Annotated in this window: 19 protein-coding genes and 2 pseudogenes; 11 read left to right on the forward strand and 10 right to left on the reverse strand. The window is 60.0% G+C overall.

Translation table 11 applies throughout. From position 1 onward, the window contains the following. The first annotated feature begins 205 nt into the window (after positions 1 to 205). Genes AC3WJW_RS14710 through AC3WJW_RS14720 form a run of 3 tightly spaced genes read left to right on the forward strand, consistent with a single transcriptional unit; the run spans position 206 to position 3,771 of the window. Entirely contained in the window at positions 206 to 865 is a 660-nt protein-coding gene (locus tag AC3WJW_RS14710) for a paraquat-inducible protein A (RefSeq protein ID WP_015096843.1), read from the forward strand. Further along, entirely contained in the window at positions 852 to 1,475 is a 624-nt protein-coding gene (locus AC3WJW_RS14715; RefSeq protein ID WP_102701498.1) for a paraquat-inducible protein A, read from the forward strand. The genes AC3WJW_RS14710 and AC3WJW_RS14715 overlap by 14 nt, the downstream gene beginning before the upstream one ends. After that, positions 1,468 to 3,771, forward strand: a complete 2,304-nt coding sequence (locus AC3WJW_RS14720; protein WP_493726520.1) for a PqiB family protein — start codon at positions 1,468 to 1,470, stop codon at positions 3,769 to 3,771. Before AC3WJW_RS14715 ends, AC3WJW_RS14720 begins: the two co-directional genes overlap by 8 nt. Before the next feature lie 191 nt (positions 3,772 to 3,962). Here AC3WJW_RS14720 and mksF read toward each other — a convergent pair whose 3' ends face one another. From mksF to mksB, 3 genes are read right to left on the reverse strand one after another with little or no spacing between them, the layout of a single operon-like run. Further along, positions 3,963 to 6,803, reverse strand: coding sequence for an Mks condensin complex protein MksF (gene mksF, locus AC3WJW_RS14725; RefSeq protein WP_102701500.1), 2,841 nt, complete (start codon positions 6,801 to 6,803; stop codon positions 3,963 to 3,965). Next, positions 6,800 to 7,501: an Mks condensin complex protein MksE gene (gene mksE, locus AC3WJW_RS14730; protein ID WP_007978043.1), complete on the reverse strand. Its 702-nt coding sequence runs from the start codon at positions 7,499 to 7,501 to the stop codon at positions 6,800 to 6,802. The genes mksF and mksE overlap by 4 nt, the downstream gene beginning before the upstream one ends. Then, positions 7,491 to 8,768 (reverse strand): Mks condensin complex protein MksB, encoded by a 1,278-nt coding sequence (gene mksB / locus AC3WJW_RS14735; protein WP_167399525.1) that lies wholly within the window; start codon positions 8,766 to 8,768, stop codon positions 7,491 to 7,493. Before mksB ends, mksE begins: the two co-directional genes overlap by 11 nt. A 220-nt stretch (positions 8,769 to 8,988) precedes the next feature. On the opposite strand from mksB, the gene AC3WJW_RS14740 reads away from it, so the two are divergent. Together AC3WJW_RS14740 and rimI are read left to right on the forward strand one after the other, a co-directional pair. Beyond that, a complete protein-coding gene (locus tag AC3WJW_RS14740; protein ID WP_493726668.1) occupies positions 8,989 to 9,735 on the forward strand; it encodes an energy transducer TonB in 747 nt (248 codons plus the stop codon). Further along, the gene (rimI, locus tag AC3WJW_RS14745) at positions 9,728 to 10,180 is read left to right on the forward strand and encodes a ribosomal protein S18-alanine N-acetyltransferase (RefSeq protein ID WP_007978046.1); all 453 of its coding nucleotides are present in this window, start codon (positions 9,728 to 9,730) and stop codon (positions 10,178 to 10,180) included. Before AC3WJW_RS14740 ends, rimI begins: the two co-directional genes overlap by 8 nt. A 117-nt stretch (positions 10,181 to 10,297) precedes the next feature. On the opposite strand, the gene AC3WJW_RS14750 is transcribed toward rimI, so the two are convergent. Beyond that, the gene (locus AC3WJW_RS14750) at positions 10,298 to 10,702 is read right to left on the reverse strand and encodes a serine kinase/phosphatase (protein WP_493726521.1); all 405 of its coding nucleotides are present in this window, start codon (positions 10,700 to 10,702) and stop codon (positions 10,298 to 10,300) included. Between the two features lie 168 nt (positions 10,703 to 10,870). Here AC3WJW_RS14750 and can point away from each other — a divergent pair, with 168 nt between their 5' ends. Beyond that, complete coding sequence (gene can / locus AC3WJW_RS14755; protein ID WP_007978048.1) at positions 10,871 to 11,515, forward strand: carbonate dehydratase; 645 nt, start codon at positions 10,871 to 10,873, stop codon at positions 11,513 to 11,515. A gap of 6 nt (positions 11,516 to 11,521) precedes the next feature. Here the strand turns inward: can and AC3WJW_RS14760 are convergent, their stop codons facing one another. The 3 genes from AC3WJW_RS14760 to AC3WJW_RS14770 form a co-directional block, all read right to left on the reverse strand. Further along, positions 11,522 to 12,046, reverse strand: a complete 525-nt coding sequence (locus tag AC3WJW_RS14760; protein WP_493726522.1) for an SET domain-containing protein-lysine N-methyltransferase — start codon at positions 12,044 to 12,046, stop codon at positions 11,522 to 11,524. A gap of 145 nt (positions 12,047 to 12,191) precedes the next feature. Continuing rightward, the gene (locus AC3WJW_RS14765) at positions 12,192 to 13,364 is read right to left on the reverse strand and encodes a hypothetical protein (protein ID WP_493726523.1); all 1,173 of its coding nucleotides are present in this window, start codon (positions 13,362 to 13,364) and stop codon (positions 12,192 to 12,194) included. A gap of 90 nt (positions 13,365 to 13,454) precedes the next feature. After that, positions 13,455 to 14,873: a short-chain fatty acid transporter gene (locus tag AC3WJW_RS14770; RefSeq protein WP_493726524.1), complete on the reverse strand. Its 1,419-nt coding sequence runs from the start codon at positions 14,871 to 14,873 to the stop codon at positions 13,455 to 13,457. 200 nt (positions 14,874 to 15,073) lie between these two features. Here AC3WJW_RS14770 and AC3WJW_RS14775 point away from each other — a divergent pair, with 200 nt between their 5' ends. The 3 genes and pseudogenes from AC3WJW_RS14775 to AC3WJW_RS14785 all read left to right on the forward strand — a co-directional run. Next, positions 15,074 to 16,387: an MFS transporter gene (locus tag AC3WJW_RS14775; RefSeq protein ID WP_493726525.1), complete on the forward strand. Its 1,314-nt coding sequence runs from the start codon at positions 15,074 to 15,076 to the stop codon at positions 16,385 to 16,387. A 207-nt stretch (positions 16,388 to 16,594) separates the two neighbouring features. After that, a pseudogene (locus tag AC3WJW_RS14780) lies at positions 16,595 to 17,233 on the forward strand (PAS domain-containing protein); the annotation flags it as partial. A 150-nt stretch (positions 17,234 to 17,383) separates the two neighbouring features. Next, a pseudogene (locus AC3WJW_RS14785) lies at positions 17,384 to 17,821 on the forward strand (methyl-accepting chemotaxis protein); the annotation flags it as partial. A gap of 148 nt (positions 17,822 to 17,969) precedes the next feature. On the opposite strand, the gene AC3WJW_RS14790 reads toward AC3WJW_RS14785, so the two are convergent. Continuing rightward, positions 17,970 to 18,317 carry a DUF6124 family protein gene (locus tag AC3WJW_RS14790; RefSeq protein WP_493726526.1) on the reverse strand — a complete coding sequence of 116 codons (348 nt, stop codon included), beginning with the start codon at positions 18,315 to 18,317 and terminating at the stop codon, positions 17,970 to 17,972. 754 nt (positions 18,318 to 19,071) lie between these two features. On the opposite strand from AC3WJW_RS14790, the gene AC3WJW_RS14795 reads away from it, so the two are divergent. Beyond that, a complete protein-coding gene (locus tag AC3WJW_RS14795; protein ID WP_493726527.1) occupies positions 19,072 to 19,671 on the forward strand; it encodes a flavin reductase family protein in 600 nt (199 codons plus the stop codon). 12 nt (positions 19,672 to 19,683) lie between these two features. On the opposite strand, the gene AC3WJW_RS14800 is transcribed toward AC3WJW_RS14795, so the two are convergent. Both AC3WJW_RS14800 and AC3WJW_RS14805 read right to left on the reverse strand, forming a co-directional pair. After that, complete coding sequence (locus AC3WJW_RS14800; protein ID WP_493726528.1) at positions 19,684 to 20,052, reverse strand: cupin domain-containing protein; 369 nt, start codon at positions 20,050 to 20,052, stop codon at positions 19,684 to 19,686. 76 nt (positions 20,053 to 20,128) lie between these two features. Further along, the gene (locus AC3WJW_RS14805) at positions 20,129 to 20,938 is read right to left on the reverse strand and encodes an AraC family transcriptional regulator (protein ID WP_493726669.1); all 810 of its coding nucleotides are present in this window, start codon (positions 20,936 to 20,938) and stop codon (positions 20,129 to 20,131) included. A 165-nt stretch (positions 20,939 to 21,103) separates the two neighbouring features. Between AC3WJW_RS14805 and ddlA the strand changes: the two genes are divergently transcribed. Continuing rightward, entirely contained in the window at positions 21,104 to 22,198 is a 1,095-nt protein-coding gene (gene ddlA / locus AC3WJW_RS14810) for a D-alanine--D-alanine ligase (protein ID WP_493726529.1), read from the forward strand. Positions 22,199 to 22,464 lie beyond the last annotated feature (266 nt).

Here is a 22,464-nt window from a genome sequence, read left to right on the forward strand (position 1 = left end):
ACGACGCATCGCCGATGGTAGTGTGGGGTTTCCCCATGTGAGAGTAGGTCATCGTCAAGATTAAATTCCGAAACCCCAATTGCGAAAGCAATTGGGGTTTTGTTTTTGGCGTAGAAAAAGCACGCTCAATCAAGCACAAATTGGCGCAGTTATTTTTGTCCCGGGACACTAGAATAGGTCCAACTTTTTCAGAGTCAGAGCGCTTATGCCGGATTCGGTTGACGCCAAAGAGCTGTCAGAATTACCACTGGAGAATCTGGTTGCCTGTCATGAGTGCGACTTGCTCATGCGTAAGCCAGAACTCGCCCATGGCGAAAAAGCCCTGTGCCCGCGCTGCGGCTACGAGCTTTATGCCAATCGGTACAACGTCGTACAGCGCAGTCTCGCCCTGGTCATAGCCGCCTTGTTGTTGTTTATTCCGGCGAACTTTTTACCCATCATGCAGCTCCATCTACTCGGGCAGTCTTCGCAAGACACTGTCTGGAGCGGCGTTGTCGCCCTTTTTGACACGGGCATGCAAAGCGTTTCAGTGATTGTATTCCTGTGCAGCATGGGGATCCCGCTGCTCAAGCTGCTGTGCCAATTGGCCGTATTGTTGAGTATCCGTTTTGATGTCGGGCGCAGCTACGGTTTGTTGCTCTATCGCATTTATCACCATATACGCGAATGGGGGATGCTCGAGGTTTACTTCATGGGCGTGCTGGTGGCGATCGTCAAACTGGCAGATATGGCAGCCATCACCGTCGGCCTCGGCCTGGCGTGCTTCATTGGTTTATTGCTGATTCAAGTCTGGCTGGAGGTCGTAATGTCGCCTCACCAGATCTGGCAAGCGTTATCAGGAGAGGATGCCCATGCGGGCGATTGATGCAGGCATTCTGATTTGCAAGGAATGTCATGAATTGAACAGGCAGGAAGCTGATACCGACGAGCAGGTCTGTACACGCTGCGGAGCGTTGGTGCATGCCCGCAGCCCGAATAGCCTGGTGCGCACCTGGGCATTGCTGATTACCGCCGCCATTCTTTACATACCGGCCAATTTGTTGCCGATCATGACCGTGAACTCCCTCGGCAAAGGAGCGCCCAGCACGATCATGGCGGGTGTGATCGAGTTGGTGCACTACGGCATGTTCCCCATTGCGGCCGTGGTGTTTATCGCCAGTATCGTGGTGCCCACGTTCAAGTTGGTGGGCATTGCTCTGCTGCTGTTTTCCGTGCAGCGCCGTCAGCCCCTTTCGGCTCGCCAGCGTATCTGGATGTACCGTTTCATTGAATTCATCGGCCGCTGGTCGATGCTCGATATCTTTGTGATTGCCATCCTCGTGGCGGTCGTGAATTTTGGGCGGCTTGCCAGTATCGAAGCCAATCTTGGCGCCATCGCCTTCGCCTCGGTGGTGATTCTGACGATGCTTGCCGCAGTAACCTTTGATCCCCGACTGATTTGGGATAACACGGAGTCGGACGACGACCATGACTGATTTGCCTGTAGCGAAAACCCGACCGGCTTCGAACTGGTCTGCCATTTGGGTGTTGCCCCTGATCGCCTTGATCATCGGCGGCTGGCTCGGCTGGCGTGCCTATAACGAGACCGGTATCGAGATTCAGGTACGCTTTGAAAGTGGCGAAGGCATTCAGGCCAACAAGACCGAAGTTGTCTATAAAGGCATGTCGGTCGGCAAGGTAAAAAGCCTCAAGCTCGATGACGAAGGCAGTTCCAAAGGCGTGATCGCCAGCATCGAAATGAACAAGGACGTAGAGCAATACCTGCGCACCAGCACGCGTTTCTGGCTGGTCAAGCCGAGCGTGACGTTGGCAGGGATTACCGGTCTTGAGACGCTGGTTTCGGGCAACTACGTTGCGATCAGTCCGGGCGAGGGTGAACCGGTTCGCAAGTTCAAGGCCCTGGCCCAGGAACCGCCACTTTCCGATGCCCAGCCCGGTCTGCACCTGACCATCAAGGCTGACCGCCTGGGCTCGCTGAACCGTGGCAGTCCGGTGTTTTACAAACAGATCAAAGTGGGCCAGATCAAAAGCTATGTGTTGTCCGAGGACCAGAGCACCGTCGAGCTCAAGGTCTTCATTGAGCCGACATACGCCAAGCTGGTGCGCAAACACACACGTTTCTGGAATGCCAGCGGCGTCAGCATCGACGCCAATCTGTCGGGAGTGAAGATTCGCAGTGAATCCCTGGCCAGCATTGTCGCCGGTGGTATTGCGTTCGCTACACCCGAAAACCGTAAGGAAAGCCCGCCTACCGACCCAAGCCTGCCGTTCAGACTCTATGAAGACTTCGATGCAGCGGCGGCCGGTATCCGGATCAAGGTCAAGCTCAGCGACTTCGAAGGCTTGCAGGCCGGTCGTACGCCGGTGATGTACAAAGGCATTCAGGTTGGCAATCTCAAGGCGCTGAAGGTCGATCCTGACCTGTCCGGGGCCACCGCCGAGTTGACGATGGACCCGTTGGCCGAAGATTACCTGGTCGACGGCACGCAGTTCTGGGTGGTCAAACCGTCGATTTCTCTCGCCGGGATTACCGGGCTCGAGGCGCTGGTCAAAGGTAACTACATCGCTGTGCGTCCTGGCGACAAGGGGGCCGCGCCGCAACGCGAATTCGTGGCGCGGCCCAAGGCGCCACCCCTGGATCTGCGTGCGCCGGGCCTGCACCTGGTGTTGTTCACCGAAAACCTTGGCTCGCTGGAAGTCGGCAGCCCGGTTCTCTACAAGCAGGTCAAGGTCGGTTCGGTACAGAGCTATCAGTTCTCGCGCAAAAAAAAGCAATTGATCATCGGTGTGCATATCGAGAAGGAATACGAGGATCTGGTCAACGCCTCGACACGCTTCTGGAATGCCAGCGGTATCACGCTCTCGGGTGGCCTGACCGGTGGCATTCAAGTCAAGAGTGAATCGCTGCAAAGCCTGATGGCCGGCGGTATCGCGTTTGAAACCCCGGAAGCCAAGGCGCCGCTACAAAAGCGCATTCCACGTTTCCGCTTGTTCGCCAGCCATGACGACGCCACGCAAAAGGGCGAGGTGATTACCATCAAGGTAGATCGCGCCGATGGATTGCGTACGGGCACACCGATTCGCTTCAAGGGCCTGGATGTCGGCAAGATCGAGGACGTTGACCTGAGTGACGACCTGCAATCGGTGCTGCTGACCGCGCGGATTACCGAAGTGCCGGAGCGCATCGCCCGGGTCGGCAGTCAGTTCTGGGTGGTCAAGCCTGAACTGGGGCTGATCAAGACATCGAACCTTGAAACCCTGGTGACCGGGCAATACATCGAAGTGCTGCCAGCTGCCAAGAATCTGGGGCCGCAGAAAAGCTTCATGGCCCTGGCCAGTCCGCCTGAAGCTGTAAAGCGTGAGGACGGTTTGAGTCTGGTGTTGAGCGCCGCTCGTCGCGGTTCGCTGAAGGCCGGTGTGCCGGTGACGTATCGCGAAATCACGGTGGGCAAGGTAACGGGTTATGAATTGGGGCAGACCGCTGATCGTGTCCTGATCCATATCCTGATCGAGCCGAAGTACGCGCCATTGGTGCGTAGCGGCACACGGTTCTGGAACACTAGCGGTTTCGACTTCGATGTCGGACTGTTCAGGGGGGCAACGGTGCGCACTGAGTCCCTGGAGACGATGATTCAGGGCGGTGTTGCTTTCGCCACGCCGGACGGCGAGCGCATGGGTAGCCCGGCGCGACCGGAGCAGACATTCGCGTTGTTCGACAAGTTCGAAGAGGAATGGCTGACCTGGGCGCCGAAGATTTCGCTCGGCAAGTAGTTTTTTGGTGTCTGTGCTGCCGTCTTCGCGAGCAGGCTCGCTCCCACAATGGATTGCGTTACACCGATCTGATGTGGGAGCGAGCCTGCTCGCGAAGAGGCCTTCAAATGCACCGAAAGCCTAAAAACAAGTCGTAAAAAAGGCCGCGATCCAATGGATCGCGGCCTTTTTCATTGCCCTCGATTCAAGCGTCAGACCGCATCCAGCTCCGGTTCATCCGCTTGTTCGTTGACCGTCGCCTTGACCTGATCGTGACGACGGATGTACTTCCAGTCCGCCTCGTCGATGTAGATGCCGGCCGGGCCGCTGCCGCCTTCCAGGTCGATGGCGACACTGGCGCAGACCTGCGGCTTCACGCTCGCCAGGATCGGCACGAAGCCCAGTTGCAGACTGGTTTCCAGCAACGCGGCCTGGTTCTTCTCATCGATGTCCGCCGCTTCATCGAGGTAGTACGGCAGGCGTACACGACCGGCCTGGTCACGGTCCATCAAGTGCAGCAACAAGTACATGTTGGTCAGCGCCTTGATGGTCATGGTGGTGCCGTTGGACGCGGCGCCGTCGATGTCGGTGTGGATCACCGGCTGACCGTTGACCTTGGTGATCTCGAACGCCAGCTCGAACAAGTCCTTGAGGCCGAGCTGGTTGTGGTTCGCCGCCACCAGCCGTGCCAGGTATTCCTTGGCCTCTTCGTTCTTGTTGTCCTGCTCGGCACTTTGGCTGAGGTCGAAGACCGACAGGGTTTCGCCTTCCTCGTACTGACCGGCGCTGTGGATGATCTGGTCGATGTGCTTGAGCGCTTCCTTGTTCGGCGCGAGCACGATGCGGAAGCTTTGCAGGTTGGAGACCTGGCGTTTGTTGATTTCGCGGTTGAACAGCGCCAGCTGGTGTTCGAGGCTGTCGTAGTCGCTGCGGATGTTGCGCAGGGTCCGGGCGATGTCCGTCACGGCGGCACGGCGAGCCTTGCCCAGGGTCAGGGCTTCGTCGGTACGGTGTGCATAGGCGTTGATCAACAGTTGCAGGCGACGCTCCATATCGTCTTCGCTGTCGAACTTGGCCACGCCCTTGAGGCGCACCTGAGCGTATAGCGCCTCGATCTGGCCGTCGGCCCGCAGCAGGCCTTGCCAGCTGTCCTGATAGTCGTTGAGCAGCGGCAGCAGGTTGTCCATGGAGTCGTCGATCGGGTCCATGAACGGCGTGCCGAACGGCAGGTCCGCCGGCAACAGCTGGCGGCGGCGCAGGGCGTCGTCGAGGGTGCGTTGCTTGGCTTCCATGTCGCCGATCTGCCGGCCGACCAGTTGCAGCTTGGCCGACAGTTGCTGGACGCGCTCGGTGAAGGCATCGCTGGAACGTTTCAATTCGTCCTGTGCGGCTTCCATCTGAGCCATCTGTTCCAGCTTGTCGCCTTCTTCGGCGCTCAGGGTTTGCGCGCGACGGAAATCTTCCAGGGCTTTCTGCGCATCCAGCACTTGCTGGTACAGCACTTCGGTCTGGGTCTTGCTCGCGGCACGGTCGGCAGCTACGGCTTGCTGGGTTTTCAGTTGCTTGAGTTCTTTTTCCAGGCGCTCTTTCTGGTCGCGCAGGGCCGCACGGTCAGCCAGAGCCTGCAAGGCCGGCGGTTCGATGTGCGAGATGTCGATGGACAGGCCCGGCACTTCGAAGCGTTCACCTTTGAAGCCGTCGAGGATCAGCTCCACGGATTTCACCCAGTCGCCGTTTTCGTCGAGGGTGATGCCATGTTCGCCCAGCGGCAGGCTGAACAGCGCACTGTTAAACAGACGCATCAGGCGCTCGACGTCCTGCTGCGAGAACTCTTCGCGCAGTCGGGCGTAGCTGTTGTTGTCGGCGTGATCGAGCTGCTGCTTGACCGACTTCAGGCGTTTTTCCAGGTCGCGCAGGCGCTCGTCGAGGTCTTCGGCGCTGAACTGACGAGACTGCGCCAAGGCGCCGGCCAGTTCATCGTGGGCGTCCTTGGCGGCCAGCAGTTGCTGCTCCAGCACCTTGACGTCATCGACCAGGGCAAAGCGATGCTTGAGCACCGACAATTCGCCGAGCCAGCGCTGGATGCCGGTGATTTCCCGTTCCAGGCGCATCAGTTCCTGAGTGCCACCGCGCTGGTCGTTCTGCAGGGCGTCCTGCTCGTTGCGGTAGTGCTCGGCCTGAATGGTCAGCTCTTCCTTGCGCGCACTGGCGTAGTCCGACCAGGTGCCCAGCAATGAGTCGAGCAGCGGTGAGATACGGTGCAGTTTGCCGCGCAGAATGTCGCGTTGCTTCACGCCGTTGGCCAGCGCTTCGACCAGCGGACCGGCGGCGACCAGCGAGTTGTAGTCCTGCTCCATGCGTCGTACATCGCGGAAGGCTTCTTCGCACGCGGCAATGTAATCGACGCTGCCGGAACGCAGGCTGTGTTCGAAGGCATCGAGGAACAGTTGCTTGAGTTTGGCCGCGGTGATTTCGCGCATGTGCAGCAAGTTGATGAACAGTGCGCGGAAGGTCTTCAGGCTCTGCTCGCTGGTGGAGCGCAGCGGGATCAGCGTCAGGTCCAGCGGGATCGAGGTGTGGCCACCGACCAGCAAGCGGCGCAGTTCGTCCGGCTTGAGTTCGTAGGCTTTCAGGCCTTCGCGCTCAAGGTTCGTGAACAGCTCTTTCTGACGCAGGCAGGTGTCGTTTTTCTGGTAGTGGGCCAGGTCCAGCTTGCCGGCGTAGGCAAAGAACTGGTGACCGAAACCGCCACCGGGGCCGCGACCGACCACACCGATCACGTGCGGACCGTGGGGCAGGTTGACTTCGACCAGGATGTAGCTGGTGTCCGAGGCGAAGTAGAAACGCCGGGATTGTTCCAGGCTGTACTTGCCGAAGCTCATGTCCGACATGCGCGCCAGGATCGGGAACTGCAAGGCGTTGATCGAGGCGGATTTACCGAGGTTGTTCGCGCCGTAGACCGACAGCGGCTCTTCCAGCGGGAACAGGCCGAGGCTGTAGCCGGCGGTGTTCAAAAGGGCAAAACGGCGGATGCCGTAACGTTCCTTGCTCATGCGTCGAGCTCCTGTTCTTCGGCAATGGCCCGGGCCAGGGCGTCTTCTTCGCTTTCACTTTCGAATTCGCTCAAGTCGAGCGGGTCGTCGGTCTGCAGCAGTTTTTCGTCGCTGTCTTCGTCGATCAGCACCGGTACCGGCAACGGCAGGACGCTGTGCAGGCTGGCGGCCAGATCGCGGTCTTGCTGCACCGACAGGCACACATCAAGGAAACGGTGCATCGGCGGCAGGAAACGGTAGACGCCGTTTTCTTCACTGGCGAAACCGAGTTGGGTCATGCGGCGCATGATCTTTTCTTCCAGCTCGTCCTGGGTCTGCACTTCGGCCTGGATGAACAGGTCGCGGTACTTTTCCAGCAGCGACGGCAGCTCATCGCGGCCGAGGCTGCCACCGTCGAGCACGGAGATCGGGTCGCGGCCCTGGTCGGCCAGGTGCTCGACGAGGATGAAGGTGAACAGCGCCAGGCGCTGGGCGGTCTTGTTCACCGCCGCTGCCGCGAGGTCCGGCACGAAGTAGTAGAAGCCGCGGGTGTCGCAGACCAGTTCAAAACCCAGTGCCTTGAACAGCGTGCGGTATTGGTCCTGAAAGTTCGACAACTGTGCGTACAGCTCCGGATCGCGGCGGCTGACGTGGTAACCCTTGAACAGCTCGCGAAAGATCGGTGCCAGATGGGACAGTTCGGATAGATCAAGATGCATAAGGAGTGCTCGCAGAATTCTCGGCGGCGTCATCGCTGACCGAGAGCAGGGCGAAGGAGCGCAGGCTGACCTGGTGCTCGTGAGTATGGTATTCGCGACGTTCCAGACGCTCGCGCTTGAAGCGTTTTTCCCGCGACAGGCGCGAGAACCAGTACAGCAATTCGTCGGTGGCGCCGTCCGGTTCCTGCTCCAGCAGCCAGGTCATCAGGTCCGGCATCGGCAGGGCGTCTTCGCAGCGTTCGAGCATTTCCCGAACCGTGCGAGGCGCGCGCGGGGCTTCGCCTTTTTGCGTTTTGTGCGCCTTGGGGAAGCGCGCCGGTTTCGGTTCGAAACGCGCCAGCGCGTAGACGTAGGCTTCAACCTGACTGGCGCTGCCGAGGAAAGTGCTTTGCGGCCGTGTGAACAGCGGCATCGCCGCTTGTGGTACGGCATCGATGCCCTTGCGTCGGATGGCGGCCAGGGCCAGCGCTGCGCCACGGGTCACGGCGTTGTGCCGGCGGGCCTCTTCACGCAACGGCAAGAGCAGCTCGCGGGCATGTCGCAGGGTCAGCTGGGCGCTGGTCTGCATTTCGAGGATGCGCGCGTGGGTGCGCAGCAGCATGTCGTCGTCGACCAGGTGGCCGAGGCGCTGCTGTTCGCTGAGCATCTTCAGCAGCACGGTTTCGACCTTGCGCACGCCTTGTTCGAAGGCGCCGTCGGCATTCACCAGATCAATCATCGGCTCGACGTATTCGTCCCAGGTCGCCAGCACTTCCGCGTAACGCTGGCGCAACGGAATCTGCCGGTCGCTGGTTTTCGCCCGTTCGGCGACGGCCACCAGTGCCTGTTCGTCGTTATCGAGTTTTTTCAGCACGTCACGCACGCGCATGTCGAGCAAGCGCAACTGGCGGGCCAGGTCATTGCCGTCGCGTATGTCGAACGCGTCCTGGATGTAGCCGGCCAGACGCTCAAGGTGGCGCAGGTAGGCTTCGATCTCCAGGCACAGGCCCAGGCGGTGTTCACGGCGCAGATAGGCAAGGAAGTCGTGAATCTGCGCATTGAGCTCGAAACGGTTCGGGCTTTTGGCCACGGGAACCAGGATGTCGAGGCGAATCCACACGTCGAGCAGGCTGGTAATGTCCTGCGGCGTGCTGTCGAGTTGCTGGGCGGCCAGTTGCGTGCGCAGTTCGTTGAGGCTCAGTGTGCCTTGGTCGAAGTGCTCGCACAGTGGCTCCAGAAGTGCCCAGTGTTCAGCGAGGGCGCGCAAGACGCGCTTGGGTTCGATCATCGGAATGGCCGGCTGGTTGGCGATTAAAAGCAGCGATTGTACTGCATCGGGGGCAATGCGATTCACTCTCGGGACGGGCTGTTGTTATTTCTGTCCGTGAAGTCTATCGATCAACAGCGCGCGATCTTGTGCGAACGGCGGTAGAATCAGCGCACTTTAGTTATCCACAAGTGGCCGACCTTTGCTTATCGAGTCCCGTCGTCGCGCTTATTTGAACGCCATGCAGGTGGTCAACTGGCTGCCGCGCACCGAATTGCCCTTTGCTGCGCCGTCACGCCCCGAGCTGCTGGAGATACCCGAGCCGGTCGTGGTCGCGCCTGCCGTGCCGGCTGTCGCGGCTGAGACGCCCGTGGCGCCTGTGGTCAAACCGGCCGAGCGGGTGAAGATCGAGGTGCCGCGGCCATCGCTGGCGAGCACCCGCACCGGTGCCAAACCGGTGGAAGAGGCCGAAGAGGCACCCGTCGTGGTCAAGGCGCCGGTCGTGCCGCCGCCGCGTTTCGCCCTGCAGTTGCTGCGGGCCGGGCGTTGCCTGCTGCTGGTGGAGTTACCCACAGGCGAATCCTTCCAGACCCGCGACCCTGCTTATCTGCTGCTCAAGGACATGCTGCGCGCCGCCGGTCTGCCGGACAGCCCGCAGATCGTCGGCGAGCCGGTGCGCTGGCCGCTGTTGGTGCGTGGCACGATGGACCAGGGCCCGGAAGCGGCCCGCGACTTCGTGCAAGGTTTTCTCTCGGTGCGCATGGAAGAAACGCCGTGCGCCTGCCTGTGGCTGGTCGGCCTGCCCGCCGTGCGTTTTGCCGGCGAAGCGGATGCCGAGGCGTTCAATCGCGAGTTGCAGATCGAAGGTCTGGGGTCGGCCTGGGCGGTACCGGGCCTGGAATTATTAATGGAAGAGCCACAGCGTAAGGCTGATGTCTGGCAAGCCATGCGTCGGCTGATGGCGCGCTGGAAAGAATCGAATGAGTGACGCTGTATCGTTTCGCCCGATGACCGAGGCGGACCTGGAAACCGTGCTGAAAATCGAGTACGCGGCCTATAGCCATCCCTGGACCCGCGGGATTTTCCTCGACGGCCTGGGCAAGTACCAGATCTGGCTGATGTTCGAAGGCCAGCAACAGGTGGGCCACGGTGTGGTGCAGATCATCCTCGACGAGGCGCACCTGCTGAACATCACGGTCAAGCCGGAAAACCAGGGCCGCGGCCTGGGGCTGACATTGCTGGAGCATTTGATGTCGATTGCCTACAAGGCCGACGCCCGGGAGTGTTTCCTGGAAGTGCGCGACAGCAATACCGCGGCGTTCAAACTGTACGAGCGTTATGGTTTCAACGAAATCGGCCGGCGCCGGGATTACTACCCGGCGGTGGGTGGTCGCGAAGATGCGGTGGTCATGGCCTGCACATTGGTCGATTGAACCCTTCATGGCCTGCACGTTGGTCGATTGAACCCTGTAGGAGCTGCCGAAGGCTGCGATCTTTTCAAGGATCAAAAGATCGCAGCCTTCGGCAGCTCCTACAGGTGTCCGTGGAATTCAGCGTTTTTTGTCGAGAGGATCGCGCTGCGCCATTTCCGCTTCATCCAGGCCATTACCACCGCCAATATCGTCCTCATCGACGATGCTCAGGTCCCAATCCGCGCGTTTGTCATTGCCCGCCTCATGGGCATCCCGGGCGCCGTCTTCACGTATCAGGGTTTCCGGGCTCATGTCGTCGTCGGTAGGTTGATGGTCGCCGGTCGAGGCCCCCGTCAGGCCTGCTTCACGTCCGCGGCGGCGCGGCATCAGTTGTTCGCGCTCGTTTTCCGGAAGTTCGTCACCGATCCTGGCGCTGGGTTCTTCGGTGTCGAAATCCAGCTCACGCACCGAGCCCATGCGGTCTTCGTTGTCGTCGACGGGTTCCGGTTGCACCGCATCGTACGGACGTCGTGAATCATTCATGGCAATTCCTCATACTGTAGGCCTTACTACGGTTGACCCACGTGGCTACCGAGAATTCCACCGGCATGGAGCCCCGTGTACCGGATCAGGAGAGCATCCGCATTTCGCGCGTGACCTCGACGGACGGTTGTCAGTCAAAGCTGCGCATCATTCTTGAGGCTTCAGAGCATGAACGAATTACAAGATCTGATTGATAACAACGAGCGTTGGGCCGCTGCGATCAAGGAGGAGGATCCTGACTTCTTCGCCAAGCTGGCCCGCCAACAGACCCCGGAGTTCCTGTGGATCGGTTGTTCCGATGCCCGGGTGCCGGCCAACGAGATCGTCGGCATGCTGCCGGGCGATCTGTTCGTACACCGTAATGTGGCCAACGTCGTGCTGCACACCGACCTCAACTGCCTGTCGGTGATTCAGTACGCGGTCGACGTACTCAAGGTCAAGCACATCCTCGTCACTGGCCACTATGGCTGCGGCGGCGTGCGCGCCTCGATGCAGGATCGCCAGTTCGGCCTGATCGACGGCTGGCTGCGCTCGATTCGCGACCTGTATTACGAAAAGCGCGAAGAACTCGCCAAACTGGCCACCGAAGAAGAGCGGGTCGACCGTCTCTGCGAACTCAACGTGATCCAGCAAGTGGCCAACGTCGGGCACACCAGCATTGTGCAAAACGCCTGGCACCGTGGGCAGAGCCTGTCGATTCATGGCTGCATCTACGGTATCAAGGACGGTCGCTGGAAGAGCCTGAACGCCACCATCAGCGGCTTCGAGCAGTTGCCGCCGCAGTACCGCCTGCGTCCGTTCGAACCCCTGTAAAGCCCTTCAGCGCGGACTTTGCCGACGCCACTGTTGCAAAAACAGCTGGCCGTCGGCATTCGGCGCTTCATCGAAGCCGGTGATCCAGCCCCGGCAGTTGTATGAACCGCAGCGGCAGGCGAACTGGCGCAGCAGTTTGTCCTCCGTGGCGGCGTAATCCATCGACAGCCAGTCACCTTTCTGAATGTCTTTGAGTGCCCACAACCACAGCTCACTCATGTCGAGAAACACGTTCGGGTCGCAAGAGTGGCGCAGCAACCCGCAGAAATGCGGGTCATGGACATGAATATCTCGGGCCAGTTGTCGGGTATGCCGACCACGACAGGGCAGCAAATGCCCCGATACCCGGCAGATCCGGCTTATGCGGGGAAACTCGCGCAACGCTGCCGCGGCCATGGGTGTGCCCTGGTCGTTCGAGATAATCTCGAAATCGGCCAGGGTTGGATATCCGAGGTGCGGGGGTAACTCCACAAAAGGGTAAACACCCTGCGGCGGCGGTGCGAGAGACTTGCGCAGTGCATCGGCTTTCATAACGATCCCTGTCGGCTGGGTGCTGCGGCTTCCATCGGCTGACGGTCCAGTCAGCGCTGCAGCACATGGGGTACGGCCCAAGCCTCTCGCAGATATCGCGGGCGGTCTACTGTCATAACTGACAGATGGACTGCCGATAGTCGGTTTACAGCGGTGGCGCGGGCAGGGCGGTGGCCGGTGCGGGGGCCTTGAGCTGTTTGAGCTGCAACTGGATCGCTGCTGTCGAGCATTTGGCTGCCGCCTGTCCCGGTGTCAGGTTGCGAATCGAGGTGTAGAACAGCGCGCAGGTTTTATCCTTCTCGGCCACTTGCCAGGTTTGTGTGCAGGTTTTCAGCTCGATATCGGCATTGCTGTCCGGTTGGCGGCCCATGACGGCCTGCCAGCAGGCGGCACTCAAATCCTGGCCCATGACTTTCAGCCCCGCCGCATCGGCCTTGGCCTTGGCGTCGTTGCCGGTATAGCTTGCCGGATCGGCGGCATACCAGATGTAGCTTGGGTGGTTGGAACCCAGCACCCGCACTTTCACCCCGTCACTCGGGCTGATCGTCGCCAGCCCCAGTACATTCACGGTCGCCCCGTATTGTTGCTTGATCCAGTTACGCACCGGTGAGCCGAAGGCGACCATCGGCAATGTTTCACCGCTGGCGTGCAGGCTGACGTTCCTGACCATGGTGGTCTGGTAGTCGTTGAAGTAGCTGTAGACACCCTCCAGGTCCTTGCCGGCGTTGGAGGGGGCGGCGATAGGGGCGATGTCGATGATGGTTTGAAAGGCTGGCGTCTGCTCGGCCGGGATGCCATTGACGGTGAGCAGCGAGGCCCAGCGATCCGTGGTGGCGGACTTCAGGTAATCCTGGGCCTGGGTCAACGAATAGTCGGGCGGGAAGTGCAGCAACTCGACACTTCTGCGGTTCTCCAGGGCCATGCCCAGCGGCAGGAACAGGTACCAGCTGTACGCCCACTTGCCGTCGGCATTCAGTTTGCTGGCGCCGTTATAGGCCAGGTCCCCGGCATCGAGCAGCGCTGCCAATGGTTTTTCATAGCCATTGGGCACACCGATGATTTCCGCGTGGAGCTGACCGTTATCGGTTTTGACCAGAACCTTCGCGTCGCCGTAGCCATCGCGCTGCACGCTCTGGGTCAGGTAATGCTCGACGGTTTGCTCGAGCGTCCAGTTGCGAAAGCAGATCACGTTGCAATTGTTGGGGTAGGCGAAGAGGCGGGTAACGCGTTCGGTCGTGCCCAGCTTCAAATTGACATCGGCGTGGGCGGTGGTGCTCAGAGTGAAGGCTGCGAGGGTGAGTGCCGCAAGTTTGAACATGCTCAGATCCTTTTCAGCGTATTAGACCAGCAGATACTGAAACCGACGGGCGGAAAAACAAGAGGCCGATCAATACCGGCCCCTTTTGGGTTACGGCATGACTGGCGGCAAATACGCCAGCGTCGTCCCCAGTGCCCATAACAACACTAGCACCAGTGGCGTGTGTACCAGTAACTGCACGAACGAGAAACCGATCAGGTCCCGCGCCTTCAGCCCCAGCACGCCCAGCAATGGCAGCATGTAGAAGGGGTTGATCAGGTTCGGCAAGGCTTCGGCGGCGTTGTAGATCTGTACCGCCCAACCCAGGTGATAGTTCAGGTCATTGGCCACCTGCATCACGTACGGCGCTTCGATGATCCACTTGCCGCCACCGGACGGAATGAAGAAGCCGAGGATCGCCGAGTACACACCCATCAGCACGGCATAGGTGTCGTGGGAGGCAATGCTGACGAAGAAGGTCGAAATGTGATGCGCCAGGGTCTGCGCATCGGCGCCTTTGACCGTGGTCATCAGTGCCGCGATCGAGCCATACAGCGGGAACTGGATCAACACCCCGGTGGTGGTCGGCACCGCACGGGACACGGCATCCAGAAAGCTGCGAGGGCGCCAGTGCAGCAGGGCCCCCAGCATGATGAACAGGAAGTTGTAGGTGTTCAGCCCGGAAATCGCACTGATGGCCGGTTTGGTCGAAAACTCATGGAACAACCACCCGGCAGCCAGCAATACCAGCAGAATCGTCAGCAGCGGGCTGTGTTCCAGCCATTCGCCGGGGCGGGTGCGTGGTTGCAGCGGTGGCAGGTTGAAACTCGGGTCGACACCACAGGCCTTGGCGTCACGCGCCGAATTCGGGCCGGGGGCGGTGGCGTAGGCGATGATCAGCGAAATCACGATCAGGGCCAGCAACATCACACCGGACTGCCAGAGAAAGATCGTCTGAGTGAATGGAATCACCCCGGTGATCGACAGAATCGAGGGCGGCAGGCTGCCCGGGTTGGCCTGCAGTTGAGCGGCCGATGACGATAGGCCCAAGGCCCACACGGCACCGAGCCCCAGATAGGCGGCGGCACCGGCGGCACGGTAATCCATTTTCAGATCGGTGCGGCGGGCGAGGGCGCGCACCAGCAATCCGCCGAACACCAGGGACAAGCCCCAGTTCAGCAACGAGGCGACCATCGAGATCAGCGCGACCCAGGCGACGGCAGAGCGGCCGTTTTTCGGGATTTTCGCCAGACGGTCGATCAGTTTCACTGCCGGTGGCGAACTGGCGACCACATAACCGCCGATCACCACGAAGGCCATCTGCATGGTGAAAGGGATCAGGCTCCAGAAGCCATCACCGAAGGCCATGGCGGCGTCGGTGGGCTTGGCGCCCATGGCGATGGTGGCCACCGCCACGATAATCACCGCCAGGGCAGCAAACACCCAGGAGTCGGGGAACCAGCGTTCGGCAAAACTTGAGCAGCGCAGGGCAAAGCGGGCGGAGCGGCTATCTTCGATATCAGCGGCCACGGGGGTACCTCGAATTTTTATGTTTGTAGTGGTCTTCGGGGCGGTAACCGCCCGTCTGGACAAGCGCCAACATTAATTCAAGCCGAGGATTTTTGCGGGGCTGATTTGTGGCTATGGGACTTTGGTCTAACGGGTTGTCCGCCAGCGCGTTTGCGTAGACCATGGGCGCCTTGGTTTTTGCCTGTGCCAGAGTTCTTTACATGACTGCCAACACCGATTCGCGCCCGGCGCCGTTCAGCCGCTCGGACTACAAGACCCTGGGGCTTGCCGCCCTCGGCGGGGCGCTGGAAATCTACGACTTCATCATTTTCGTGTTTTTCGCCCTGACCCTCAGCCAGTTGTTCTTCCCGCCGGAAATGCCCGAGTGGCTGCGCCTGCTGCAAAGCTTCGGGATTTTCGTCACCGGTTACCTGGCGCGACCGTTGGGCGGCATCCTGATGGCGCACTTCGCCGATCGCCTGGGGCGCAAGAAAGTCTTCAGCCTGAGCATCCTGATGATGGCGTTGCCCTGCCTGCTGATCGGGATCATGCCGACCTACGCGCAAATCGGTTATTTCGCACCCTTGTTGCTACTGGTCCTGCGCGTTCTCCAGGGCGCGGCAGTGGGCGGCGAAGTGCCGAGTGCCTGGGTTTTCGTCGCCGAGCATGCGCCGATCGGTCACCGAGGCTATGCCCTGGGTTTCCTGCAGGCGGGGCTGACGTTCGGCTATCTGATCGGTGCATTGACCGCGACCTTCCTGGCGCAGGCCTTCACTCCGGTGGAAATTCTCGATTACGCCTGGCGTTACCCGTTCCTGCTGGGCGGCGTGTTTGGTGTGATCGGCGTCTGGCTGCGTCGCTGGCTCAGCGAAACCCCGGTGTTCATGGCCATGCAGGCGCAGCGTGAGGCGGCCGGCGAACTGCCGCTGCGCACGGTCTTGCGCAAGCATCGGCTGGCCATTTTGCCCGCGATGATTCTCACCTGTGTGCTGACCTCGGCCGTGGTGGTTTTCGTGGTCATTACCCCGACCATGATGCAGAAAACCTTTGGCATGACCGCCAGCCATACCTTCGCCTTGAGCGCACTGGGCATCGTGTTCCTGAACCTCGGCTGCGTGCTCGCCGGGCTGCTGGTCGACCGCATTGGCGCCTGGCGCACGGTGATGCTCTATAGCCTGCTGCTGCCGCTGGGCATCGGTGTGCTTTACAGCTGTCTGATCATGGGCGGTGACTGGATCGGCCTGGCTTACGCCGTGGCAGGGCTGGCCTGCGGGGTGGTCGGCGCGGTGCCATCGGTGATGGTCAGCCTGTTCCCCGCGCGGATTCGCGTCTCGGGCATCTCGTTCACTTACAACATTGCCTACGCCGCGTGGGCGAGCATCACACCACTGTTGTTGATCGGCCTGATGCCGTGGAGTCCGTGGATCTGCGTAATGTTCAGTGCGGTGATGGGGGCGGTGGGCGTGGGCAGTGCGGCGTACTTCGGTGTGCGGATGCCGAGAATCGCAGGCTGTTCTGCCGCTGGCGCGCATTGATCGGGCGCGTCGTCACTATTTTTGTAGGACAAACCTGAAACACGCTTAAGTAAATGTTTCCATGGCCGATGGTTAGGCTGCATATCGCTTTCTACCCCTGTCCATCGGTGCTTTTCCATGTTCAATAAACGCTTGAAGCAGGAGCTGTCGGCTCTTCGTGAAGAACTCTCCAGCCTCCAGCAAGTGAAGGAAAGTCTGGAAAGCGAGATGCTGGTGCTGACCCTCGACAGCGATGGACGGGTTCAGTCGGTCAATCAGAACTTCCTCGGCGAAATGCATTACAAGAGTGGTGAGCTGATCGGTCGACACATCGACGACCTCGTCCCGGAACACGTGAAATTCGACGAATTCCAGCAGCGCTTCAAGAACGCGTTGACCCGTGGCGAGCACTTCGCCGGTGCGGTACGCCTGTTGCGCGGCACGGGCCAGGAAGCCTGGTTGCGTTCGATCCTGCAGCCGGTGCGCTCGGCGGACGGGCGGATCAAGAACTTTTCGATTTTCTCCAGCGACCTGACCCGCACCATCGAGGCCTCCCGTGAACACGAGAACCTGATCGGTGCGCTGGTGCGCTCCACGGCGGTGATCGAATTCGACCTCAATGGCAACGTGCTGACCGCCAACGACCGCTTCCTCGCTGGCATGGGTTACAGCCTGGCGCAGATCAAAGGCAAGCATCACCGCACCTTCTGCCAGCCGGAGGAATACAACAGTGCCGAGTACCAGAACTTCTGGCGTCGCCTGAACGCGGGTGAGTACGTGGCCGGCCGTTTCAAACGTGTCGACAGCCATGGTCGTACCGTCTGGCTTGAGGCGTCCTACAACCCGGTGACCGATGCCAACAATAATCTCTACAAAGTGGTGAAGTTCGCCACGGTGATTACCGATCAGGTCAATCAGGAACAGGCCGTCGCCGAAGCCGCCAACATTGCCTACAGCACCTCGCAGCAAACCGACCAAAGCGCCCAGCGCGGCAACGCCGTGGTGACCCAGGCCGTGGACGTGATGCGTGACCTGGCCAAACACATGCAAACCGCCGGCGACGGCATCGAAGCCTTGAACGAGCAGTCGCTGGTGATCGGTACCATCGTCAAAACCATCAGCGGCATTGCCGAACAGACCAATCTGCTGGCGCTCAACGCGGCCATCGAAGCGGCGCGTGCAGGCGAGCAGGGTCGCGGCTTCGCCGTGGTGGCGGATGAAGTCCGGCAACTGGCGTCGCGCACCAGCCAGGCCACCGACGAAATCGTCCTCGTGGTGCGGCAGAACCAGGACATGGCGCGCAACGCCGTGGCATTGATGACCGATGGCAAACTCCAGGCCGAACAGGGCCTGGCACTGGCAGCGGAAGCGGGCACGGTGATTGTCGAGATCCAGGACGGCGCCCAGAAAGTGGTCAATGCGGTGGGGCAGTTTGCCAATCAGTTGTCCAACTAGGGTCTGATTGTCGAGAGATCGCAGCGTGCACACCAATCCAATGTAGGAGCTGCCGCAGGCTGCGATCTTTTGATCTTTTGATCTTTTGATCTTTTGATCTTTTGATCTTTTGATCTTTTGATCTTTTGATCTTTTGATCTTTCGATTTCTATTCGGGCGGATCAATCCGATACAGCGCCCGGTTTACCGCCAGTTCCCCCAGCATGATGACTTGGGCAATCCCCAACAGCGTATTTCGACTTGTCCCTTCCGTACGATCCGCCAGATCCATGGTCATGACATTGGCCGAGGCCAGCGACTCACAGGCATGGGCCAGCAGGATTTCGGCATGGAGGTCCTTGTTGACGATAAACATGGTGCAGAGCTTGCGTGGGGTGGCGCGGATGTCGGCGGCTGAGGGGATACGTTCAGACGGCTCGTGAAGTGTATTTGAATCCAGGGTTTCTGAAGGCGTTTCCGCATCGGCTTCCGGTGGGTTAGGTGTCGGTTTGAACATAGATGAAACTCCATATGGGATTGATGGAGTCATCACCCTCGCTACCAAACGAATGGTGGTGACCATACGAAGGTTGGTAGACCGGCCCATATGGCAAACCCGGCGCACCCGAGGGTGCCCTGCGCATGGTCACCATTGATACAAGTGCCGTAGAAATGCACCTGTAAATGATGACGCTATACGCCATATGAGAACGGGCTACCAAACCCGATCGCTGTTATTTCAGCGACCGGCAAACGATAAAACCCAGCCCCAAGGCGCACAAGCCGGCGGATTCTGGGGTATGTGTAGGCAACGACGCAAGGCGCTGTGGCTTTCGTGAGGTAACTTGGCGAGCTTTTAAACACGCAAAAACTTGCATGCCAAAAAGCTCCTGAAAGAAATCGAAAAGCCCTCGACTTGTCCCCCTTCAAGTACGTCGAATTAGTCCTGCAGACCCGACACGCCAACATCCCGGACGCATCCTACGCGCATACCAGAAGCCTCCTGTTTCAGGGCCAAAAAAGGCGCCAAGGTTAGGAGGGGCTGGGAGAAACGGGTGAAGCGCTGGAAGTGTGCGCCGCGTTCGCGAGAGTATGAAGGTTGCCAACGTGTCCCCGAGCGATGGGCTCGGCATTGGAGAGCAGAACTGCTGCGGGTTCAAATTGCAGCGCCCAAGTTTCTTTGGCCCACTCTGTAGGAGCTGCCGCAGGCTGCGATCTTTTCATTTGGGATGTCGCTACAATTGGCTCTTTTCCTCCAGGAGCAGACTTCCATGAGCGCTTCCCACCGCCGTCCGGTTCCCTTGTCCAAGGCTTATCGTCTGCTCAATCATGGCCCGACCGTTCTGGTAAGCGCCGCTCACGATGGCCAGCGCAATATCATGGCGGCAGCCTGGGCCATGCCGCTGGATTTCGAACCGCCGAAAATTGCCGTGGTGCTGGACAAGTCCACCTGGACTCGCCAGTTGCTGGAAGCCTCGGGCACTTTTGTGCTGAATGTTCCTTGCGCTGCCCAGGCCGACATTGTGCAGACCGTCGGTTCGACCTCCGGCCTGGAGTTGACCCAGGGCCAGGGGCGCGACAAGTTCGCGACCTACGACTTGCAGACCTTCACCGGTGAATCGGTCGATGCGCCGATGCTCGAGGGCTGCGTGGCCTGGCTGGAATGTCGCCTGTTGCCAGAACCGAACAACCACCAGCAATACGATCTGTTCCTGGCCGAAGTGATTGCCGCCCAGGCCGACGAGCGCGTGTTCAGCGAAGGACGCTGGCACTTCGAAGGGCAAGATGCCTTGCGCACCTTGCACCACGTGGCGGGCGGGCACTTCCTGACTATTGGCGAGCCGGTGGACGGCAAGACCTTGCAGGCGTAAGCCGGTCGGCGCTCAGATCCACACATCATTCTCGGCCGTGCGCTCGCCACCTTCGCTGCCGGTGTTGAGCACGCCCTTGGGTTCGATCAACAGGAGTTTTACCTCCTGCCCGGCATAGGGTTTGTGCTTGACACCTTTGGGCACCACGTACATTTCCCCGGCGTTCACCAGCACGTGGCCATCGCGAAAATCGATGCGCAACCGGCCTTCGAGCACGATGAAGGTTTCGTCGGTATCAAGGTGGTCGTGCCAGATAAAGTCCCCCAGCAGTTTTACCACCTTGAACTGATAGTCGTTCATTTCGGCGATGACCCGGGGTGACCAGTGCGAGTCGATCCGGTTGATTTTTTCAGCGAAGTTCAGGCTTTCGTAAGCGTTCATGAAACTGCTCTCGCGGTTGTTTGTGAACCCACGATAGCCAGCGACTCAGTACGCTTCTTGTACGATTGTGCGTGGCTCAACGGCGCTGCATGTTCATCCAGCGGGCCGGTGACAGGCCGTAGGTTTTGCTGAATTGCCGAGTCATGTGGCTCTGGTCGGTGAAGCCTGCGATCAACGCGGCACTGACCAGCGTCTGACCCTGAATCAGTAGCGCACGGACCATGTCCAGACGCCGCATGGTCAGGTAGCGGTAGGGGCTGGTGCCGAACAACAGGCGAAAATCCCGGGACAGGCTCCAGCGATCCCGATCGCTATGCTGCGCCAGTTCATCGAGTGTAACGGTACGATCGAGGGCGCCGTGGATGTATTCCCGCGCACGTTGCGCGGCCACGTAGTCGAAGCCCGAGCGTTTGCTCGGCACACCGGAAACCGCGTTCAAGGCTTGCGCCAGGTCGAATAAGGCATCCTGTTCTTCCAGCGGGTCGAGCGGACAATCCAGGCTGCGCAACAACGCTCCCGTGGCGGCGAACAAGCGGGGATCGCTCGACAGCCCGGTCTTGATGAATGGCAGCGGTTGCCCGCCGAGCATCTGCTGGATCAGTGCCGGCTCGATGTACATCATCCGGTACTGGAAACCGGACTCGGTACCGGCTTCGCCATCGTGGGCTTCGTCCGGGTGCAGCACAATCGTTGCGCCCGGCAGGCTGTGACGCCAGCCACCGCGATACTGAAAACTCTGCACCCCGGCCAGGGTGTGGCCGATGGCATAGGTGTCATGGCGGTGAAGGTCGTAGCCATGGCCGGCAAAAAACGCCTCGAAACGCTGAAGCCCGCCGACATCGGGCGCACGAAGGAACCAGTCATTGCGAGGTGGACGCTTGGCCATGGTGATTGTTGTCTTGAGCTTGATGCGCAACACGGTAACCCACCCGGCGGTTCCCTGTCTTCTGATCGGAAGGCGGCTTGCCTGCTAGAAAACCCAGGGCAAATACTGCACTGTGGGGCGCATTCGCTACAGGTTGTTTTTTATTTGTCAGGATGAGGTCAGGTCATGAGCAAATTGCGTGTGGGGATCATTTTCGGGGGGCGCTCGGCAGAGCACGAAGTGTCGCTGCAGTCGGCGAAAAACATCGTCGATGCGCTGGATCGTTCACGCTTCGAGCCGGTGCTGATCGGCATCGACAAGCAAGGCCACTGGCACCTCAACGACCCTTCCAACTTTTTGCTGAATCAGGAAAACCCGGCGCTGATCGCCCTCAATCAGTCCAATCGCGAGCTGGCCGTGGTGCCGGGCAAAGCCAGCCAGCAACTGGTGGAAACCAGCAGTCAGGAAATGCTCGGCCATGTCGATGTGATCTTCCCGATCGTCCACGGCACCCTGGGTGAAGACGGTTGCCTGCAAGGTTTGCTGCGTATGGCCGATCTGCCGTTTGTCGGCTCCGATGTGCTCGGCTCGGCGGTCTGCATGGACAAGGACATCAGCAAGCGTCTGCTGCGCGATGCCGGCCTGGCCGTGACGCCCTTCGTGACATTGACCCGTGCCTCGGCGGCGCGCACCGGGTTTGCCGAGGTTCAGTCCCGGCTCGGTTTGCCGCTGTTCGTCAAGCCGGCGAACCAGGGCTCTTCCGTGGGCGTGAGCAAGGTCACCGACGAGGCCGAATACACCTCGGCGGTGGAACTGGCCTTGAGTTTCGATACCAAGGTGTTGATCGAGTCCGCCGTCAGCGGCCGCGAGATTGAATGCGCTGTGCTCGGCAATGAAGAGGCGATCGCCAGTGGTTGCGGCGAGATTGTGGTGCGCAGCGGGTTCTATTCCTACGACAGCAAATACATCGACGACACGGCCGCAGAAGTCGTGGTGCCGGCCAATATCAGCGTCGAGGCCAGCGAGCGCATCCGCGCCCTGGCCGTCGAGGCGTTCCAGGTGCTGGGCTGTTCCGGCCTGGCCCGTGTCGATGTGTTCCTGACCGACAGCGGCGAAGTGCTGATCAACGAAATCAATTCGCTGCCCGGTTTCACCCGCATCAGCATGTACCCGAAATTGTGGCAGGCCACCGGCATGACCTACAGCGAGCTGGTGACGCGGTTGATTGAACTGGCGCTGGAAAAACATCAGGTTCGGCAGGAGTTGAAGATCAGTCGTTGAGTGCGCTGCTGAAGGGCGCTGCGTTTATCCAGTTCACACGCGTTATCGTTAACCACCATCGCAGGCAAGCCAGCTCCCACAGGGGGACCGTGCCCACGCGGGGAAGCTGTAGGAGCCAGCTTGCTGGCGATGGACTCAAGTGCGCTGCGTTTATCCGGTTTACACGCGTTATCGTTAACCACCATCGCTGGCAAGCCAGCTCCCACAGGGGGACCGTGCCCACGCGGGGAAGCTGTAGGAGCCAGCTTGCTGGCGATGGACTCAAG

It is taken from the genome of Pseudomonas sp. GW821-FHT07G06 (assembly GCF_058986625.1).

What these genes read in the sequence shown, in the direction of transcription:
- AC3WJW_RS14720 (WP_493726520.1), top strand. Translation starts at nt 1,468, where the DNA reads ATGACTGATTTGCCTGTAGCGAAAACCCGACCGGCTTCGAACTGGTCT.
- mksB (WP_167399525.1), bottom strand. Translation starts at nt 8,768, where the DNA reads ATGATCGAACCCAAGCGCGTCTTGCGCGCCCTCGCTGAACACTGGGCA.
- AC3WJW_RS14715 (WP_102701498.1), top strand. Translation starts at nt 852, where the DNA reads ATGCGGGCGATTGATGCAGGCATTCTGATTTGCAAGGAATGTCATGAA.
- AC3WJW_RS14765 (WP_493726523.1), bottom strand. Translation starts at nt 13,364, where the DNA reads ATGTTCAAACTTGCGGCACTCACCCTCGCAGCCTTCACTCTGAGCACC.
- AC3WJW_RS14710 (WP_015096843.1), top strand. Translation starts at nt 206, where the DNA reads ATGCCGGATTCGGTTGACGCCAAAGAGCTGTCAGAATTACCACTGGAG.
- mksE (WP_007978043.1), bottom strand. Translation starts at nt 7,501, where the DNA reads ATGCATCTTGATCTATCCGAACTGTCCCATCTGGCACCGATCTTTCGC.
- ddlA (WP_493726529.1), top strand. Translation starts at nt 21,104, where the DNA reads ATGAGCAAATTGCGTGTGGGGATCATTTTCGGGGGGCGCTCGGCAGAG.
- AC3WJW_RS14800 (WP_493726528.1), bottom strand. Translation starts at nt 20,052, where the DNA reads ATGAACGCTTACGAAAGCCTGAACTTCGCTGAAAAAATCAACCGGATC.
- AC3WJW_RS14795 (WP_493726527.1), top strand. Translation starts at nt 19,072, where the DNA reads ATGAGCGCTTCCCACCGCCGTCCGGTTCCCTTGTCCAAGGCTTATCGT.
- AC3WJW_RS14775 (WP_493726525.1), top strand. Translation starts at nt 15,074, where the DNA reads ATGACTGCCAACACCGATTCGCGCCCGGCGCCGTTCAGCCGCTCGGAC.
- AC3WJW_RS14790 (WP_493726526.1), bottom strand. Translation starts at nt 18,317, where the DNA reads ATGTTCAAACCGACACCTAACCCACCGGAAGCCGATGCGGAAACGCCT.
- AC3WJW_RS14760 (WP_493726522.1), bottom strand. Translation starts at nt 12,046, where the DNA reads ATGAAAGCCGATGCACTGCGCAAGTCTCTCGCACCGCCGCCGCAGGGT.
- AC3WJW_RS14805 (WP_493726669.1), bottom strand. Translation starts at nt 20,938, where the DNA reads ATGGCCAAGCGTCCACCTCGCAATGACTGGTTCCTTCGTGCGCCCGAT.
- AC3WJW_RS14750 (WP_493726521.1), bottom strand. Translation starts at nt 10,702, where the DNA reads ATGAATGATTCACGACGTCCGTACGATGCGGTGCAACCGGAACCCGTC.
- rimI (WP_007978046.1), top strand. Translation starts at nt 9,728, where the DNA reads ATGAGTGACGCTGTATCGTTTCGCCCGATGACCGAGGCGGACCTGGAA.
- AC3WJW_RS14740 (WP_493726668.1), top strand. Translation starts at nt 8,989, where the DNA reads ATGCAGGTGGTCAACTGGCTGCCGCGCACCGAATTGCCCTTTGCTGCG.
- can (WP_007978048.1), top strand. Translation starts at nt 10,871, where the DNA reads ATGAACGAATTACAAGATCTGATTGATAACAACGAGCGTTGGGCCGCT.
- mksF (WP_102701500.1), bottom strand. Translation starts at nt 6,803, where the DNA reads ATGAGCAAGGAACGTTACGGCATCCGCCGTTTTGCCCTTTTGAACACC.